The organism is Anaerocolumna chitinilytica, assembly GCF_014218355.1.
Taxonomy (GTDB): domain Bacteria; phylum Bacillota; class Clostridia; order Lachnospirales; family Lachnospiraceae; genus Anaerocolumna; species Anaerocolumna chitinilytica.
Window position 1 is genome coordinate 2,337,608 of record NZ_AP023368.1, and the last position, 17,440, is coordinate 2,355,047.

13 protein-coding genes are annotated in these 17,440 nt (G+C 39.0%); 12 read left to right on the forward strand and 1 reads right to left on the reverse strand.

Features of this window, described 5'->3' with window-relative positions:
- Positions 1–42: 42 nt before the first annotated feature.
- From bsdcttw_RS10170 to bsdcttw_RS10220, 11 genes are all read left to right on the forward strand, one after another.
- Positions 43–2,196, forward strand: a complete 2,154-nt coding sequence (locus bsdcttw_RS10170) for a CARDB domain-containing protein (protein WP_185259261.1) — start codon at positions 43–45, stop codon at positions 2,194–2,196.
- 164 nt (positions 2,197–2,360) lie between these two features.
- Positions 2,361–3,602, forward strand: a complete 1,242-nt coding sequence (locus bsdcttw_RS10175; protein ID WP_185259262.1) for a LysM peptidoglycan-binding domain-containing protein — start codon at positions 2,361–2,363, stop codon at positions 3,600–3,602.
- A 730-nt stretch (positions 3,603–4,332) separates the two neighbouring features.
- Positions 4,333–7,281, forward strand: coding sequence for a glycoside hydrolase family 9 protein (locus bsdcttw_RS10180; protein WP_185259263.1), 2,949 nt, complete (start codon positions 4,333–4,335; stop codon positions 7,279–7,281).
- 236 nt (positions 7,282–7,517) lie between these two features.
- Positions 7,518–8,216, forward strand: coding sequence for a VanR-ABDEGLN family response regulator transcription factor (vanR, locus tag bsdcttw_RS10185; protein WP_185259264.1), 699 nt, complete (start codon positions 7,518–7,520; stop codon positions 8,214–8,216).
- Entirely contained in the window at positions 8,149–9,327 is a 1,179-nt protein-coding gene (locus bsdcttw_RS10190; protein WP_225903831.1) for a sensor histidine kinase, read from the forward strand. The genes vanR and bsdcttw_RS10190 overlap by 68 nt, the downstream gene beginning before the upstream one ends.
- Positions 9,328–9,418: 91 nt before the next feature.
- Positions 9,419–10,444, forward strand: coding sequence for a D-alanyl-D-alanine carboxypeptidase family protein (locus bsdcttw_RS10195; protein ID WP_185259265.1), 1,026 nt, complete (start codon positions 9,419–9,421; stop codon positions 10,442–10,444).
- Positions 10,445–10,500: 56 nt separating this feature from the next.
- Positions 10,501–11,052 (forward strand): VanZ family protein, encoded by a 552-nt coding sequence (locus bsdcttw_RS10200; protein WP_185259266.1) that lies wholly within the window; start codon positions 10,501–10,503, stop codon positions 11,050–11,052.
- 298 nt (positions 11,053–11,350) lie between these two features.
- Positions 11,351–11,671, forward strand: coding sequence for a hypothetical protein (locus tag bsdcttw_RS10205; protein WP_185259267.1), 321 nt, complete (start codon positions 11,351–11,353; stop codon positions 11,669–11,671).
- Positions 11,672–11,696: 25 nt separating this feature from the next.
- The gene (locus bsdcttw_RS10210; RefSeq protein WP_185259268.1) at positions 11,697–12,134 is read left to right on the forward strand and encodes a hypothetical protein; all 438 of its coding nucleotides are present in this window, start codon (positions 11,697–11,699) and stop codon (positions 12,132–12,134) included.
- 266 nt (positions 12,135–12,400) lie between these two features.
- On the forward strand, positions 12,401–12,991 hold the full coding sequence (locus bsdcttw_RS10215) for a TetR family transcriptional regulator (RefSeq protein ID WP_330602420.1): 591 nt from the start codon (positions 12,401–12,403) through the stop codon (positions 12,989–12,991).
- Between the two features lie 327 nt (positions 12,992–13,318).
- Positions 13,319–14,152, forward strand: coding sequence for an SDR family oxidoreductase (locus bsdcttw_RS10220; protein ID WP_185259270.1), 834 nt, complete (start codon positions 13,319–13,321; stop codon positions 14,150–14,152).
- A gap of 4 nt (positions 14,153–14,156) precedes the next feature.
- On the opposite strand, the gene rsmH is transcribed toward bsdcttw_RS10220, so the two are convergent.
- Entirely contained in the window at positions 14,157–15,206 is a 1,050-nt protein-coding gene (gene rsmH / locus bsdcttw_RS10225) for a 16S rRNA (cytosine(1402)-N(4))-methyltransferase RsmH (RefSeq protein ID WP_185259271.1), read from the reverse strand.
- Positions 15,207–15,504: 298 nt separating this feature from the next.
- Between rsmH and bsdcttw_RS10230 the strand changes: the two genes are divergently transcribed.
- Positions 15,505–17,397 (forward strand): alpha-glucosidase, encoded by a 1,893-nt coding sequence (locus tag bsdcttw_RS10230; RefSeq protein WP_185259272.1) that lies wholly within the window; start codon positions 15,505–15,507, stop codon positions 17,395–17,397.
- The last annotated feature ends 43 nt before the right edge of the window (positions 17,398–17,440 follow it).

Here is a 17,440-nt window from a genome sequence, read left to right on the forward strand (position 1 = left end):
TATTGTTTCCTTAAGAATTTCAGAGGTAAAAGGAGGCCGTTAATGAAAAAGTACAGAGTTGCTTTAATGATAATTTGTTGTCTGGCATTATTGAGCAGTTTTATGGTGTTTGACTCCACCGTTCAAGCAGTATCTACTGCCATTGACAAATGTGATAGTACAGCCGGATGGTCTGGTTCTGATTCCGTGTCTTTGGATACCACCAACAAGAAAGAGGGTACAGGGTGTCTGACAAAAACAGGAAGTGGAACCGACTGGTTCAAGAAAACGCTCAGTCCCGCCGTTAACTCAGGTGTTTCGGAAAGCAACGGTTATATACACCTGTGGCTTTATGTATCGGATGCTGGTAAATTAGCTTCAACAGGAGCTCAGCTTGAAATTACAAGCTCAGGCGGTCCGGATGTAAACGAATATTCCTGGAATCTTATGAATGCCGGGCTTGTTTCCGGATGGAACGAGCTGAGCCTTAAACTAAGTAATGCCGCAAAGATAGGAAATCCGGATCTAACTGCCATTAACTTCGTAAGGGTCTATTATTTTCTGACGGGGAGTATAACCTGCAAGCTGGATGATGTTTATTTTACGGATGGGAATGGAGGGGGAGGTTTGTCCGATCTCATAATAACAGATCTTACCTGCTCACCTGCAAGTCCGCAGCCTGGGAATGCTGTAACCTTAAGTGCCACGGTTAAGAATCAGGGAAATGCGGCAACGCCGGCAGGAACTATCTTAGGTGTAGGCTTCCAGATAGATGGAGCAGCCACTTCACTTTGGAGCGACAACTATACGGCATCTCTTGGGCCGGGGTCATCCATTGTTCTGACAGTGAATGGAGGAACCAATGGGACGACATGGACAGCAATATCCGGAACCCATACAATTACAGCCTATGTGGACGATGTGAACCGGATTGCTGAGTCCAATGAGTCCAACAATATCTTCACAAAGAGTATCACTGTGGGCGGAACTTCCTCCGGTGATATCGTAGGAAAAGTAATTGTAGGCTATCAGGGGTGGTTTGACGCACCCGGAGACGGTGCACCTGCAAATAACTGGGTCCACTGGGCTAACGGCAGCATGCCTGCACCAGGGAACCAGAACTTTGAAATATATCCGGATACAAGAGAATATACTACTCTTTTTAACACAGGTTATGCTAACCTATTAAATGGTTCACCTGCTAGGCTGTTCTCGTCTTATTCTACCCAAACGGTGAACAAGCATTTTGAATGGATGCAGACTTACGGAATTGATGGTGCTGCAATTCAACGATTCGGCGGTGAATTAAGCGACCCGAACAGAAAGGCACAGCGCGACAGTGTGACCATGAAGGTGAAAACTGCTTCCGAGACCTATGGACGTAAATTCTATGTTATGTATGATATCTCAGGAATGGGTTCGGATTTTGGCACAAAGCTTGAAGCAGATTGGACTTCGACAATAACCGGTTCCCTGAATCTGTTGAGTTCTTCTGCTTATGCAAAGCAAAACGGTAAGCCGGTCGTATGTATCTGGGGAATGGGCTTTAACGATGGCGGTCACCCTGGTGATGCGGCTGAATGTATCAGCATAATCAATTGGTTTAAAGCTCAGGGTTGTTATGTTATAGGCGGTGTACCAACGTATTGGCGTGATTGTGATAATGCACATCCTCTCGCTTCCGATCCAGGTGCTACAAATGATAGCAAAACTGGATTTCAAAATGTATACAAAGCATTTAATATGATTCAGCCTTGGATGGTTGGAAGAATAAGGGGTATCACAGGAGCTGGAAGTGCAGACAATTTTAAAACTTATATTATAGGTCCGGATTATAACTATTGCCAGGTTAATGGAATGGATTATGCACCGGTAATCTTCCCGGGATTTGCATGGTCTAACATGCATAATGGTACAACGCCTAAAAATGAAATTCCAAGACTGCATGGTGATTTTATGTGGAATCAGGCCTACAATACTGCTACCTTAGGGATAACAAGCGCTTATATTGCTATGTTTGACGAATACGACGAAGGCACTGCAATAGCAAAAGCGGCAGAAGATTCCTCCATGATACCAACCAACCAATACTTCCTCACTTTGGATGCGGATGGTATACACTGTACATCCGATTTCTATCTCAGACTTACCGGAGATATTACCAAAATGCTGAAGGGATTGATTCCTAAAACCAGTACTCATCCGACGGCGCACTAGGAGCTGAAATTATTTAAGTTGATATTACAGCGAGCGAGGGTTTAACGTTAAATTACCCTCGCTCATGCTTTGTAAAGCTACAAGCAGGTATTCATAATTTTACCGAATAAGAAACCTCTCTTCATAAACTACATATAATGGAACAAAACCCTTCGGGAGCAGTAATGATTATTCATATTGTAAAACCTGGAGAGACTATACTCTCCATAGCAGATTCTTATGGTATTTCAGTTAAAAAACTAAAAATATATAATAACTTGACAGAAGAGGACTCATTGGTAGTAGGAGAAGCCTTGATTATACTTATACCTGAAATAACTTATACTGTGAAAGAAGGAGATACTTTAGTACAGATTGCAGATGCTTTTGGTACGAAACCAATTGAACTTCTCAGGTATAATCCGGAATTGTCGGAGAAGCAAGCCCTCTATTCCGGAGATGAAATAGTTATCAGTTTTCGCGGAGAAAAAGGACATACAATCGCAACTAACGGCTTTGCATATCCTTTTATTGATACAAAAACCCTGTTAAGGACATTACCTTATCTGTCTTATCTCACTGTTTACAGTTATACGGTATCGGCCACCGGTGATTTAAGTGAATTGGATGACGATGAAATTATTAAACTTGCAAAGGCTTATGGAACAGAACCCATAATGATGATTATTCCGGCTTCTCATAATAATGACGAAGCTATGGCGGTGGTCGATGCTATCATATCTGACATAGCAATTGAAGACAGGTTTATCAGTCAAATACTTCATACCCTGAAAACCAAAGGGTACAGCGGAGTGAGCTTTCATACACCTTATATCCATCCCAGATACAGAGAAAATTATCGGAGACATGCCACAAAAATGCTGGATTGTATAAATTCAGCCGGTTATAAAGTAATGGATACTTTTGAAAATCCAATTTTTGGTTTTGACTACAAGTTTATGACAAGCGGTCTGTCAGGAATTACGCTGATAGTATACGAATTCGGATACTCCGATCGATTGTCGCTTGGAACTCTATGCACAGAGAATTATCGGAGAGTAATAGGTGATTTTACGAAAATGGTACCTTCGGATATGGTATCTTTTGGTTTACCTATGCAAGGTTATATCTATCAATTACCCTTTATTGCCGGAGCGTCCCAGGGCAGGGCTATCAGTTATAAGGCTGCTCTTGAGCTGGCGGCACAGAACAATGCACAGATTTCTTATGACCCATTAACTAATTCTGTCTCTTTTTATTTCTATTCGGGAGATGAATACCTTGTACGTTTCTGGGATGTTAGAAGTTATGAGGTATTTTTAAAACTGGTACCGGAGTTTAATTTGTACGGTGTTGGTATTTGGAGTATTATGCAATGGTATCCCCAATTATGGTTGAGTATGGCAGCTCAATACACGATAATATAGAAACACAACGAAAGAAAGAATGTTACTTGTTTAAATGTTGATGACTATCGCAGTAACAACGAAAAATTTCGATATAATAAGATGATTCACATATGTAAAATATTAACTATTTTAATTGACTTAATGAAAGATATATGTTATTTTTATGTTAAATAGTTCCATAAAATATTTATATATGGAAAATATTTTGTGATTAATTACGAAAATTTAGTATCTATATAAATAATAGAACGACATTATATATTCATTGGATACTGGGGAGTAAGGCCAAGGAATAGGAACGAGAAAGGAGTAAGAATTCTCAGAGGGGCTTTCAATTATTTCAAGCAGCCGTAAATCCACCTGCAATATGTAGAGAAAGGAGTAGGTGAGGGGTGTTACACAGGTCAGGGCCGGCTGTTGAATTAATTGTTAGATAAAACTATAAGGAGGTTATAGAATGTATGACCAGAGTGAGTTTTAAATCTGGCAGCAGGACAAGCTATGAGGGTACAAGTAAGTTCTATTAAAAAATGACCGGACGAATTATACACAGACCGATGAATCTGAACGAAATCTGTATGGATGAAGAGTATCCATGAGATAACGGTAAAAATTCAATAAAAATTGAGGGTAACTTATATTGAGTCAGCGTATCCATTGTAAAATTGGGGAGATATGGATTTGCTATTCTGCTAAATCAATTACCTGGTCTTTCTGGATGCGTTGTCCATAAGAAGGAGGTTTTGGTATGCGTAAAGTGATTAGTCTTATTATGACAGTGTGTTTACTGACATCCGGATTATATCTGCAGACTGCGAAAGCTGATACAAATTATAATTATGGGGAAGCATTACAAAAAGCAATTATGTTCTATGAATTCCAACAATCCGGTGATCTGCCAAGTGATATCCGCAACAACTGGAGAGGGGATTCCGGCTTGACTGACGGTGCTGATGTGGGTCTGGATTTGACCGGTGGATGGTATGATGCCGGTGATCATGTAAAATTCAACCTGCCTATGTCGTATTCAGCCGCCATGCTTGCCTGGAGTGTCTATGAATCAAGGGAAGCATTAAATAAAAGCGGGCAGTTAGACTACCTGTTAAAGCAAATTAAGTGGGTAACAGATTATCTTATCAAATGCCATCCGTCAGCCAATGTCTTCTATTATCAGGTTGGCAATGGCAACACAGATCACTCCTGGTGGGGACCGGCAGAAGTGATGCAAATGGCCAGACCTTCTTATAAGGTGGATCTGACCAGTCCCGGTTCTACAGTATCTGCAGAAGCGGCGGCAGCATTGGCGGCAGCAGCAGCCGTATTTGCTGAAAGTGATCCGGCTTATGCGGCAACTTGCTTAAAACATGCAAAGGAACTGTTTTCCTTTGCAGATACTACAAAGAGTGACAGCGGTTATACGGCTGCAAGTGGTTTCTATACTTCCTATAGTGGATTTTATGATGAGTTGTCCTGGGCAGCTGTATGGATTTATATGGCATCCGGGGACAGCACATACCTGAATAAGGCAGAGTCCTATGTTCCAAATTGGGGTACAGAGCCTCAATCTACTACGATTTCTTATAAATGGGCTCAGAATTGGGATGATGTACATTACGGAGCAGCTCTGCTGCTAGCCAAAATAACCGGCAAGCAGATATATAAGACCAGCACAGAAATGCATCTGGATTACTGGAGCACCGGATATAATGGAAGCCGTATTACCTATACCCCGAAAGGTCTGGCTTGGCTGGATTCCTGGGGAGCCTTAAGGTATGCTACTACAACTGCTTTTCTAGCAAGTGTATATGCTGACTGGTCCGGCTGCAGCGCAGCAAAATCAGCTGCATATAAAGCCTTTGCAAAGCAACAGGTGGATTATGCATTAGGTAGTTCAGGCCGCAGTTACGAAGTGGGCTTTGGTACAAATCCACCGGTACATCCGCATCACAGAACGGCACACAGTTCCTGGGCTGACAGCCAGACAACTCCTGCTAATCACAGACATACTATCTATGGAGCCTTGGTCGGAGGACCTGGTCAGGATGATGGTTATACGGATACAATCAGCAACTATACCAATAATGAAGTTGCCTGTGACTATAATGCAGGTTTTGTAGGAGCACTGGCTAAATTATACGGAGAATACGGCGGTACACCGATTGCCAATTTAAAAGCAATTGAACCAATTACCAACGATGAATTCTTCGTAGAAGCCGGCATCAATGCTTCAGGCAGTAATTTCATTGAAATTAAAGCATTGTTAAACAACCAGTCTGGCTGGCCTGCCAGGCTGGGAGATAAATTATCCTTTAAGTATTTCATAGACATTACCGAGGCAGTCAAGGCAGGTTATACGGCAAGTAATCTGACCGTAACTACCAATTACAATTCAGGTGCAACCGTATCTCAGCTCCTGCCTTGGGATGCAGCTAAGAATATTTATTATGTAAATGTGGATTTTACAGGAACAAAAATTTATCCCGGCGGACAATCCGCTTACAAGAAAGAAATCCAGTTCCGTATTTCCGGACCAATGAACACAACCTTCTGGGATAATACCAATGACTATTCCTTTGCTGATTTAAGTGGTGTATCCTCCGGAAGTGTTGTTAAAACAAATTACATTCCGGTATACGATACTGGGGTAAAGGTATTTGGCAACGAGCCGGGAAATGCTGCCAGCAGTTCTTCCATCAATCCTGTTACAGCTGCCTTTGATAAATATGCACCTGCTGATCTCTCGGTTGCTGTGAATTATAATGGAAATACCCTAAATAGCATTAAAAACGGCACTGCAGCTTTGGTAAGCGGAACGGATTATATTGTAAACGGTAATACCATAAAACTAGCTTCTTCCTATCTGTCAAGCCTTGCAACAGGCACAGCAAAACTCACCTTTGATTTCAGCGCCGGTATTGATCCTGTACTTACTGTTACAGTGACAGATTCCGCACCGAGCGGAACCATATCTGTCACACAGGCTCAGTTTGATAAGAGTACAGGTAATCAGCAGGATATTCCTGTAACAGTAACATTAAATGGGAATACCTTTGTTGGTATAAAAAACGGAAGTACAGCACTGACCCAAGGTACTGATTATACGGTGTCCGGTAATACAATAACAATTCTTAAAACCTATCTTGCTGCAAAAGCTGTGGGAAAATTAGAGTTGAGTTTTGATTTTAATAAGGGTAATGACCCGGTACTTACCGTAACAATCATTGATAGTTCTATCGTAGTAACCGGTAATATTAAGGTTCAGATGTTTAACGGAAATGTATCTGCCGCCACTAATGGCATTGCACCAAGATTTAAATTGTATAATACAGGAACGACAGCTATTAACCTGTCAGATGTTAAGCTGCGTTATTACTATACCATTGATGGGGAGAAGGCTCAGAATTTTTGGTGTGACTGGTCAAGTGCGGGTTCGGCAAATGTAACAGGAACTTTTGTAAAGATGCCATCTGCAAAGACAGGAGCGGATAATTATCTGGAAGTAGGGTTTACTGCCGCTGCAGGTACTTTAGCAGCAGGGCAGGCCATAGAAGTTCAGGCCAGATTCTCAAAGGCAGACTGGTCTAACTACACACAGACAGGGGATTATTCCTTTGAAGGAAGCAGTTCCAGCTATATAGACTGGAGTAAAGCCACAGGTTATCTGGCTGGAAGTCTGGTCTGGGGCGTGGAGCCGTAAAAAAGAAAAGCATTAAAACTTAAGAGCTTATCTGCTAATTTCTTCCGAAGGAGGAAAACAATATGCAGGACAGTATCATCATTATAGATACTGTCCTGTTTTCTTATTACAGATAACTAAATAGAAACGGATATTAATAAAACCTTAAGGTTTTCATAAGACAATCCAAGGACATAGTTTTTTGTTTTGCAGTAGTATATCAATGAGTGCTTAAGCAGGAGGAAGGGATAAAACATATGAGTATTAATATTATGATTGTTGACGATGAGCAGTCTATAGCAGATCTAATTGAAGTTTATCTGGAAAATGAAGGATTTAAAATATTTAAATTCTATAATGGTCATGACGCACTTTTGTGTGCCCAGTCGGAACAGCTGGAGCTTGCCATACTTGATGTCATGCTGCCGGATATTGATGGTTTTACACTCTGTCAGAAGATAAGAGAGAGACATAAATTTCCGGTTATCATGGTGACGGCTAAGGAAGAAGAAATCGATAAGATTACGGGGCTGACACTAGGTGCTGATGACTATATCACCAAGCCCTTTCGCCCTTTGGAACTTATTGCACGTGTGAAGGCACAGCTTCGCAGATTTACGAAATATAATTCTTCGGGTCCAGAAAAAGAAGATAACTTAATTGCCTTTTCCGGCTTGGTGTTGGATATGGATACCCATGAATGTACGTTGAACGAGAAAAAACTGTCCCTTACTCCTACAGAGTTTTCTATTCTTTGGCTCCTCTGTTCCAGACGGGGTCGGGTGGTCAGCTCGGAAGATTTGTTCCACGAGGTCTGGGGGGATAAATATTTTACGAACTGTAATAATACGGTTATGGTCCATATTAGACATTTAAGAGAAAAAATGCATGATAGTGCAGAACGCCCTAAATATATCAAAACTGTATGGGGGGTGGGCTATAAAATTGAAAAGTAAGAAGAATGATTATGTAAAAATAGAACAGAAAATATATGCTCGAATGTTGCTTACGATTCTCACCGTCACAGTAACCGTTATCCTCCTGCGTTTTATGATAAAAGATTTCTTTGATTTTGGAGATCTTATTACTAGCTTTTTTATAAATGTATTTCATATGTCAAACAGAACTGCTTTAACGATTACCCATTTTATTTTTATTAATAATATAGAAACGATAACACTTATTGTGATTCTCATAGTCTTAGTAATTTTTCTTAAAATTTCTGTTTCTTGGTTCACAAAATATTTTGATGAAATAAGTGCCGGAATGGATAGGCTTGCTGAAGAATCAAAGGAAGATATTATTTTATCACCTGAATTGGAGTTCATGGAAAATAAACTGTATCAGATAAAAAGTAACTTGGAAAAACAAAAGAAGGCAGCTCTTGAAGCCGAACAACGTAAGAATGATTTAGTAGTTTACTTAGCCCATGATATTAAGACACCTCTTACTTCTGTAATAGGATATTTAAGTCTGCTGGATGAAGCTCCTGATATGCCGCCTGAACAGAAGGCTAAGTATGTCGGAATTACCTTGGAAAAAGCCTATCGGCTGGAACAGCTTATAAATGAGTTTTTTGAAATTACAAGATTTAATCTGCAAATAATTGTTTTAAATAAAGAACAGGTCAATTTACAGTTAATGCTTCAGCAGATGGCAGATGAATTCTTTCCAATGCTGACACCACAGGGAAAACAGGTGATTGTCAATGTACCTTACGGATTAAATATAAATGGAGATGCAGATAAACTAGCTCGAGTGTTTAATAACATTCTGAAAAATGCAGTTGCCTATAGTTATGAAAACAGTATCATTAACATTTCCGCTAAACAGCAGGACAAGGATATGGTTATAACCTTTACGAATCAGGGAAATCCAATTCCAAAAGCAAAACTTGAAACAATATTCGAAAAATTTTACCGTTTAGATTCTGCCCGTTCCACAAATGCAGGAGGAACAGGGCTGGGTTTGGCAATTGCGCAAGAAATAATAACAGCTCACGACGGAACAATCTCTGTTGAAAGCAGCACAGAAACTACGGTATTTATTGTAAAAATACCGTTATAAGATAATCTTAAGAAGTTCATAAGTTGGAATTCCAATATAACTCCTTATTGTGTGATTAAATTAGTTCATCACAGAATAAGGAGTTGTTTTTATGATAGGAAGAAGAAAAAAGAAAAAAGTAAAAATAAGAGTATTTATAATACTTATAATGATGGCAGGGATTGCTGCGGTCATTAATAATACAGCGATTATTCCAGGGAATCATGAAAGTGCTAAGAAAGAATATGACAATGACACCACCTCGTATAGCGCCTTAGAAGCCAAACCTAATATATCGGATACCAGGACAACCTCGTCTCCAGCCACAGACACAAAACATCCTTCTTTTGATTCCCTGTCTCTTGATAGGTTGAATAGTCCTAATGCTATACTGATCCGGTTATCAGATCAAACTACCATAATGCAGAAAAATAGCGAAGAGAAAATCTATCCTGCCTCTTTGACTAAAATGATGACAGCTATTGTTGCTATAGAAAATTTGCCTGATCTGAAAGAAGAAATCAAGCTGACAAATGCTACATTTCAGGGACTTTATGAGGCTGGTGCTTCAATGGCTGGTTTTCAACCAGGTGAAAAGGTTATGGCAATCGATCTGTTATACGGGATACTGCTGCCTAGTGGTGCGGAGTGCTGTATTGGTATTGCTGACCATATTGCGGGGTCTGAGCAGGAGTTTGTAAATAGGATGAACCAGAAGGCAGCTGATCTTGGCATGAAAGCTACACATTTTGAAAATACCACCGGACTTCAGGATGAAAACCATTATACCACAGTGAAAGATCTGTCTTTACTCCTAAGCTATGCTTTGCATAATAATACCTTTAGAGAGATTTTTACATCCTCTCGTCATTCTACATCACCAACCAATAAACACCCGGGCGGAATGACTTTCTATAGCACTATGTTTGAAAAGCTAAATGACAAGAATATTAACGATGGAGAAATTTTGGGGGGAAAGACAGGGTATACAACTGAAGCCGGCTTATGCCTTGCCAGTCTCGCTAGAGTGGATAAACAGGAATATATTTTTATTTCAGCCGGGGCGAAAGGGAATCATCATTCTGAACAATATAATATAACTGATGCATTAACAGTATACAACAGTATGGGAGAATAGGAAGATCTTCATACGCAGTACAAGCATCAAATTAGCAGGAATTAATCGGAGGAATTATGGAGAAAAGAGAACGAATTATAACAGCGTTGTTATACAGTATATTCATTACTTATATCTTTTTGTTAATTAAAATATTGTTTTTATCAAGAGTCTCCCTAACGGAACTGTTTCATAATGAGCGAACAGTAGTTAGGTCAATTAATCTAGTTCCTTTTCGTAGTATTCTTGCCTATATTTCCGGCAGCTCTGATACTGTAAGAAGATTTGCTTTTGTCAATGTAGCCGGAAATATTGCTATTTTTATTCCTCTTGGTATATATTTGCCGTTATTTAAAAGAGATAAAAGGGTATTTGTTAATCTTTTATTTATATTGATTGCAAGTATAATTGTCGAAATCATTCAAGGACTTTTCGGTATTGGTGTGTCGGATATTGATGATATTATTCTAAACACTCTGGGCGGCTTCATAGGTGTTATAGGGTATAAATTTTTATTATCTATATTAGGAAAAGAGAAAAAAGTATGTATTTTAATCACAATATTATCTGTGATTATTGGATTACCTGGGGTCTTGTATTTCTTATTCATGATAAAAATGAGATTTTGAACCTTTTATTTCATAGCCTTCTAATTGCTCGATAAGGGAACATTATTTTTCGCAATGTCCCATTATACCCTTGAGTAAATGGTAGACTGTTATAAATATATCGTAGGAAATGGACTAGTATCTGTAAAACGAACTTTAAAGACAATGTTTTTGCCAAACTGACAGGAAATTTCAAAAAAATTTGTATTTTCGAATTAAAAAATGTCACAATATCTGCACAAGACCATATTATAAAGTATGGTTGATAACGATTTACAATCGAAAGACCTAAAATATCAAAAGGAGGAAATCAAATCATATGGTATGCGGAGGTTTTAATTCAAACCAATCCTTAGTTCAAAGTCTTTGCAGATTTGTCGGAGAAACAGTAACAATATTTACGAAAAGCGGCGGTGTTTCCGGATGTGGATTCACAGGTGTACTCTTTGGAATAAACAATGATTTTGTACAATTGGTAACGGATACGGGTTCTTCACCGGCTAATCCTATCGGTGGTCCCAATAGCTCTTGCTGCAGAGATTTAGATAATGATAATCGCCGTCATGAACCCTTCAGTTTAGGTTCAGTATGTGATATCCCGATCGACAAGATTGCAGCTTTCTGCCACAATGCAATTTAATCTTATAGAATAGAAGGAGGTTTTTATGTCATTCAATAATTTTGATGGATTTAACAATGATCAAAGTTTTACCAGACACCTCTGTCGTTTTATTGGGCAGACGGTTATTGTATTTACAACTAGCGGCGGTGTTTCTGGAAGTGGTTTTACAGGTGTACTTCTTTCCGTTAATTGTGATACCATCCGCATTGACTCAAGACAGGGATTTGCTCCCGCTTGTCCTCTAGAAAATTCTTTTAGCGCTGACTTTAATGATAACGATAATTATGGATGTCGCGGCAGAGAAGGCGACAGAGATTATAACAGAGATTATAATAGAGATTATAACAGAGATTATAACAGAGACTGTGATAGAGATCGTGACAGAGATCATGACAGAGATCGTGACAGAAGGCGTTCGGTTGGTTCAGTATGTGAAATCCCCATTTGTAGTATTGTAGCTTTTTGCCATAATGCAATTTAATAAAACGCGAAATATTAATAAAACGTGAAATATTAGTAAAGCGATGAAATGAATTAAGTTGAAAAAACTGCTTAAACACTATGGAGGGCTTCTAAGTAGCCCGGGTATTTAAGCAGTTTTTTAATACTTTTTTATCTTGTTAGCGGAGTTTTTGGCTTCATTTAATCTTGGGGTTAATAATGACAATTTACATAACTTGAAACTTAAAACTAACAGTGATATAATTATTAAACAAATTACTAAGTTTAGTACGAGAGGTGATGATTTTGGACAAGATCTCGTTAGATAAAGAAGTGATACTTAATGCAACAGAAGAGGTTATTCGACGTTTCGGACCTGAAAAAGCAAATATTTCTGACGTTGCAAAATCTTTAAATGTTAGCCATGCTGCTCTTTACAGATATTATAATGGTAAAAACGTTCTATGGAATGCGGTGACCGAACGCTGGCTTTCAAATCTTCATGCTGCTTCAAATGAAATAATAAAAGAAGATAAACCAGCAGATATAAAACTCTTTCATCTTTTAGAGGACTTTGCCGAAGCAAAACGCCGCAGTGCTGTTAATGACCCGGAAATGTTTGCTAACTATCTTAAATTAGCACAAAGCTCAAGGGATGTTATAGAGAAAAGTGTGGAAGAGGGAACTAATTGTATTAAAGATATTATAGTTCAAGGAATTGCTGAGGGTATATTTTTTGAAGAAAATCCTGATCAGGCAGCGAAAACAGTCTATCTTGCAACCAGCGTATTTATTCATCCAAATTCCTTCGATGATTCTAATCGAAAACAAAATATTGAATCAGTAGTAGATCTTCTGATAAGAGGACTTAAAAATCCTAATAGAACAGATAAATAATATGTTAAGTAAACTAGCCCCTGACCTTCCATATAGGATGGTTAAGGGCTTATTTTTTTCAGAATTTAAATTATAAGCGGTTAACTGTAATGATGCATTTACTTGTAATTAAATATTTATACTGGTTACAAAATATTTATATTGTAATATGTAACTCAATATGATATTATCATTATATTACAAGTTACAAAATAACAAACATGTAACTAATTAATAAACATAAACCAAATAAAAAACATGTAACAAGTAATCGAAATGATTTAAAGCCTATCCTAAATAACCTGGGGGGCTAAATGTCAGCTAATAATCTTTTAAGGAGGATTTAATATGCTTGTCTTTGTAACAGGAGCAACTGGTTATATCGGTTCTGAAGTTGTACGAGAACTCCTTGGTGCTGGACATCAAGTCATTGGTTTAACACGCTCAGAGAAAGGGGCATCAAAATTAAGGGAAGCCGGAGCTAAAGCACACTTTGGCGCACTTGATGATCCGGATAGCCTTCGAAGTGGTGCCGCAATGGCTGATGGTGTTATTCACTTGGCATTTAAGCATGATTTCTCGGACTTTGGCGGTTCACTAAATACGGATTTACATGCAATTGAAGCAATAGGAGAAGTACTTGAGGGCACCGGCAAGCCGTTTTTAACTACTGCGCATGCTAATAGTACATTATCTGATAATGCAACTCTGGCTCTTGCTAAGCGTGGTGTACGGGCATCGGTTGTATCACTTTCTACGTCAGTGCATGGTGATGGAGATAAGGGATTTGTTCCGAGGTTAATCAGTATTGCTCGAGAAAAAGGGTTCTCTGCCTATATCGGTGATGGAGCCAACCGCTGGCCTGCGATACATCGTCTTGATGCGGCACACCTTTTCCGCCTGGCATTAGAGTCTGCTCCGGCAGGATCTAAGCTGGATGGAGTTGGAGATGAGGGGATACCTTTTTATGATATCGCTAATATAATCAGCCGCAGGTTAAACCTGCCCTTAGTCAGCATTTCACGTGAGGAGGCAGAATCCCACTTTGGTTTTCTAGGGCCCATTGCGGCTCTTGATATCCCAAGGTCCAGTGCAGAGACGCAAGAACTTCTGAACTGGAAGCCAGTGCATGTTTCTCTGCTCACAGATCTCGAGGAAGGGGATTATTTTGAGCAGAAATAGGTGATTAAGCCTTTATCGCCCAACGTAATTTAGCACACCGGGCACGACTATTGGAATTACATTCGGCGGCTGATGGCCGTATAGCTTCTGTAGCAATTTCTTTGTAGAGGCCTTCACGATAGAAATGCTGAAAAGATTTTTTAACAAGACGATCTTCACCGGAATGAAAGGTCAGGATTGCAACACGTCCTCCTTCAGCCAAGGCAGCAGGAAGTTTTTCTAAAAATTCATATAATACTTCAAATTCTTTATTAACATCAATTCGCAATGCCTGAAAGCATCTCTGACAGGATTTTTTAATTTCCTCATTTCTATCCTTTTCTGGTATAAATTTCAGCGCATCTTTGATGATTTGCTGAAGCTGACTTGTTGTTGTAATGGCCACTCCTTTTTTTGTTGCTGATATAATGGCACGAGCTATTTCTGCGGAATGCGGTTCGTCTGCATTTTCTAGCAGCATTCCATGTAATTCATCCTGTGAGATGGTTTTAAGCCGTTCTGCAGCAGAGATGCCCTTGGAAGGATTTAGCCTTAAATCTAATGGCCCCTCCGTCTTAAAAGAAAATCCTCTTTCAGGATTGTCTATTTGCATAGAAGAGACACCTAAATCTGCCAATACAAAATTCAATGGTCCGGATTCCGAGGTGATTTGATCTATATTTGAAAAGTTAGTCTGTTTGATCGTTAAAATTTCAGGTCCATATCCTAAGAGCTCTAAACGTTCTCTTGTACGCGGCAATTCTATCGAATCCACATCAGTTGCGTATAAATGTCCTTTGGAGTTCAAGCATTTAAGCATCTCTAAGGTATGACCGCCATAACCTAAGGTTGCATCTAATCCGGTTTGCCCGGGGGTGATTTGTAAAATTTCCAATATTTCATTAACGCATATGGAACGATGCATACCTGCAGGTGTATTGCCCTTTTGTATAACCTTTGCTACTGTATCAGCATATAACTCCGGTTGTAATTCCTTATATTTATCTTTAAAGGCTTTCGGATGGGTACCTTTATACCTGGGACGGCGCTGATGTTTTTGCTCTTGATTATCCATTATTGATTCCACCTTTTAATTAGCTATTTTTATATAATCAAAAGCGTCTGCTAAGCTTGTACTTTTGAATATTCTTACCAGTTACATGATATCAAATTCAGGGAATAATAGCAAACCCTTCATAAAAAATCTTCGAACAATGTACCCTAAGGGGACGGTTAGTGAGAGAGAGGTTAGAATACAGGATAAAATTTCCATATATAAGATTCTATGGTATAATTTACATAAAGCGGATAGCTGATAAGATTATCATGGTATTGGCTGATGGTAAATAAATTACGAATAGGAGTGAGATTCTATGCTGACGAAAAAAAGCCGCATCAAAGATGTATACGCTAATCCCATTGGACGGGATATCATTAATCGAATGCTCTTACAAATGAATATAAATAGAAAGGCAGTTACGAATCCTATTGTTGGAAATCTCAAAATAATGGTTTTACCGAAGCTGTTAAAAAATCAATTGGATGAAGGATTTGTGGATACTTTGCTTACACTTTTGAATACGGAAGATGAAACAGTAAGGAGCACGGACGAGATAATTCCCAGAGAATGGTGGAAGGAAGCTGTTTTCTATCAGATTTATCCTAGAAGTTTTAAAGATAGCAATGGAGATGGAATTGGTGATTTGCAGGGTATCATAAGTAAATTGGACTACATAAAGGAATTGGGTATTGATGCTATCTGGCTTTCACCGATTTATGATTCTCCCAATGATGATAATGGCTACGACATAAGAGATTATCATAAAATCATGTCTGACTTTGGAACAATGGAGGATTTTGATAAATTATTAACGGAGATTCATAACCGTGGCATGAGACTTATTATGGATCTTGTGGTCAACCATACCTCAGATGAGCATAAGTGGTATCAGCAGGCTATTCACGAACCGGATTCCAAGTATGGTGATTATTATATTTTCAAACCTCAACCTAACAATTGGACATCATTTTTCAGCGGCAGTGCATGGAACTATGTAGAAGAGCGGAATCAATATGCGTTACATTTATTTTCTAAGAAGCAGATGGATTTAAATTGGGAAAATGAAGCTCTGCGTCATGAGATTCATGACATGGTAAAATGGTGGCTGGAGAAGGGGGTAGATGGTTTTCGGCTGGATGTAATTAATTATATCTCTAAGCGTAAAGGATTGCCGGATGGAAATAAAAGCATCGGTAAGCTAATGGGATATTATGGTGTGGAACATTATTTTTATGGACCTAGTCTTCATGATTATTTGCATGAATTGAAGGAGAAGGTGTTTATGCCGTATAATGCTTTTTCGGTTGGCGAAACTCCGGGAGCTGGGATGGAAATGAGTAAACTGCTGACTGCTGATTACCGTAAGGAACTTGATATGGTGTTCTCCTTTGACCATCTGGAAACACCCGGGCATACACGTTATGATGATTATCAATATGACCTTAATTACCTGAAAAGCTGTATGGTCAACTGGATGGAGAATTACGGTAATCATTGCCAGCCTTCACTCTTTTATGAAAATCATGATAACCCTCGGATGATTTCTAAAATAAATGCAAATCAAAAGTATCGGTATGTCCTGGGGAAACTTTTAGCTGTAATACAGCTTACACTACGAGGTACGCCTTTTATTTACCAGGGGCAGGAGCTTGGAATGATAAATCAATGTTTTAAAACCATCTCGGAGATTCGGGATGTGGAGTCGTTGAATCTATATGATGAGTTATGCAATACCATGAAAGAAGAAGAGGCTTTTTCTAAGATTTTAACCGGTTCAAGGGACCATGCCAGGACACCAATGCAATGGAGTGGTGAACAGTATGCAGGCTTTTCTACGGTGAAGCCATGGATTATGATGGATGAGGATTATAAAAGCTGCAATGCTAAGCTGCAGCTTCAAGATGAGAACTCCATCCTTCGCTTTTTTCAGAAGCTGATTGCATTGCGCAAGGAGTATAAGGTTATTTATTATGGAAATGTAATTGTTAGCAATAAAAAAGTGAAAGACCTGTTTACCTACTATCGTAAAGACGAAAACGAAGCTCTGTATATTGAGATAAACCTAAGTACCACCAATAAAAAGCGTACAAAACATCCAAAAGGCAGGCTTTTGTTATCTAATTATACCGAGGACATCCTGTCCTCGAAGGACAGATTGTCCTTTCTGAGGCCATATGAGGCAAATATTTGGGCTATTTATCCCTAGTTCTTTTATCCTATCTTCATAGGTCTATAGTCTGAAAGCGGTA

Bases quoted from the DNA above. Each gene is read 5' to 3' on its own strand.
- bsdcttw_RS10195 (WP_185259265.1), top strand. From the start codon at position 9,419: ATGATAGGAAGAAGAAAAAAGAAAAAAGTAAAAATAAGAGTATTTATA.
- bsdcttw_RS10175 (WP_185259262.1), top strand. From the start codon at position 2,361: ATGATTATTCATATTGTAAAACCTGGAGAGACTATACTCTCCATAGCA.
- rsmH (WP_185259271.1), bottom strand. From the start codon at position 15,206: ATGGATAATCAAGAGCAAAAACATCAGCGCCGTCCCAGGTATAAAGGT.
- bsdcttw_RS10170 (WP_185259261.1), top strand. From the start codon at position 43: ATGAAAAAGTACAGAGTTGCTTTAATGATAATTTGTTGTCTGGCATTA.
- bsdcttw_RS10190 (WP_225903831.1), top strand. From the start codon at position 8,149: ATGATAGTGCAGAACGCCCTAAATATATCAAAACTGTATGGGGGGTGG.
- vanR (WP_185259264.1), top strand. From the start codon at position 7,518: ATGAGTATTAATATTATGATTGTTGACGATGAGCAGTCTATAGCAGAT.
- bsdcttw_RS10230 (WP_185259272.1), top strand. From the start codon at position 15,505: ATGCTGACGAAAAAAAGCCGCATCAAAGATGTATACGCTAATCCCATT.
- bsdcttw_RS10180 (WP_185259263.1), top strand. From the start codon at position 4,333: ATGCGTAAAGTGATTAGTCTTATTATGACAGTGTGTTTACTGACATCC.
- bsdcttw_RS10200 (WP_185259266.1), top strand. From the start codon at position 10,501: ATGGAGAAAAGAGAACGAATTATAACAGCGTTGTTATACAGTATATTC.
- bsdcttw_RS10205 (WP_185259267.1), top strand. From the start codon at position 11,351: ATGGTATGCGGAGGTTTTAATTCAAACCAATCCTTAGTTCAAAGTCTT.
- bsdcttw_RS10220 (WP_185259270.1), top strand. From the start codon at position 13,319: ATGCTTGTCTTTGTAACAGGAGCAACTGGTTATATCGGTTCTGAAGTT.
- bsdcttw_RS10210 (WP_185259268.1), top strand. From the start codon at position 11,697: ATGTCATTCAATAATTTTGATGGATTTAACAATGATCAAAGTTTTACC.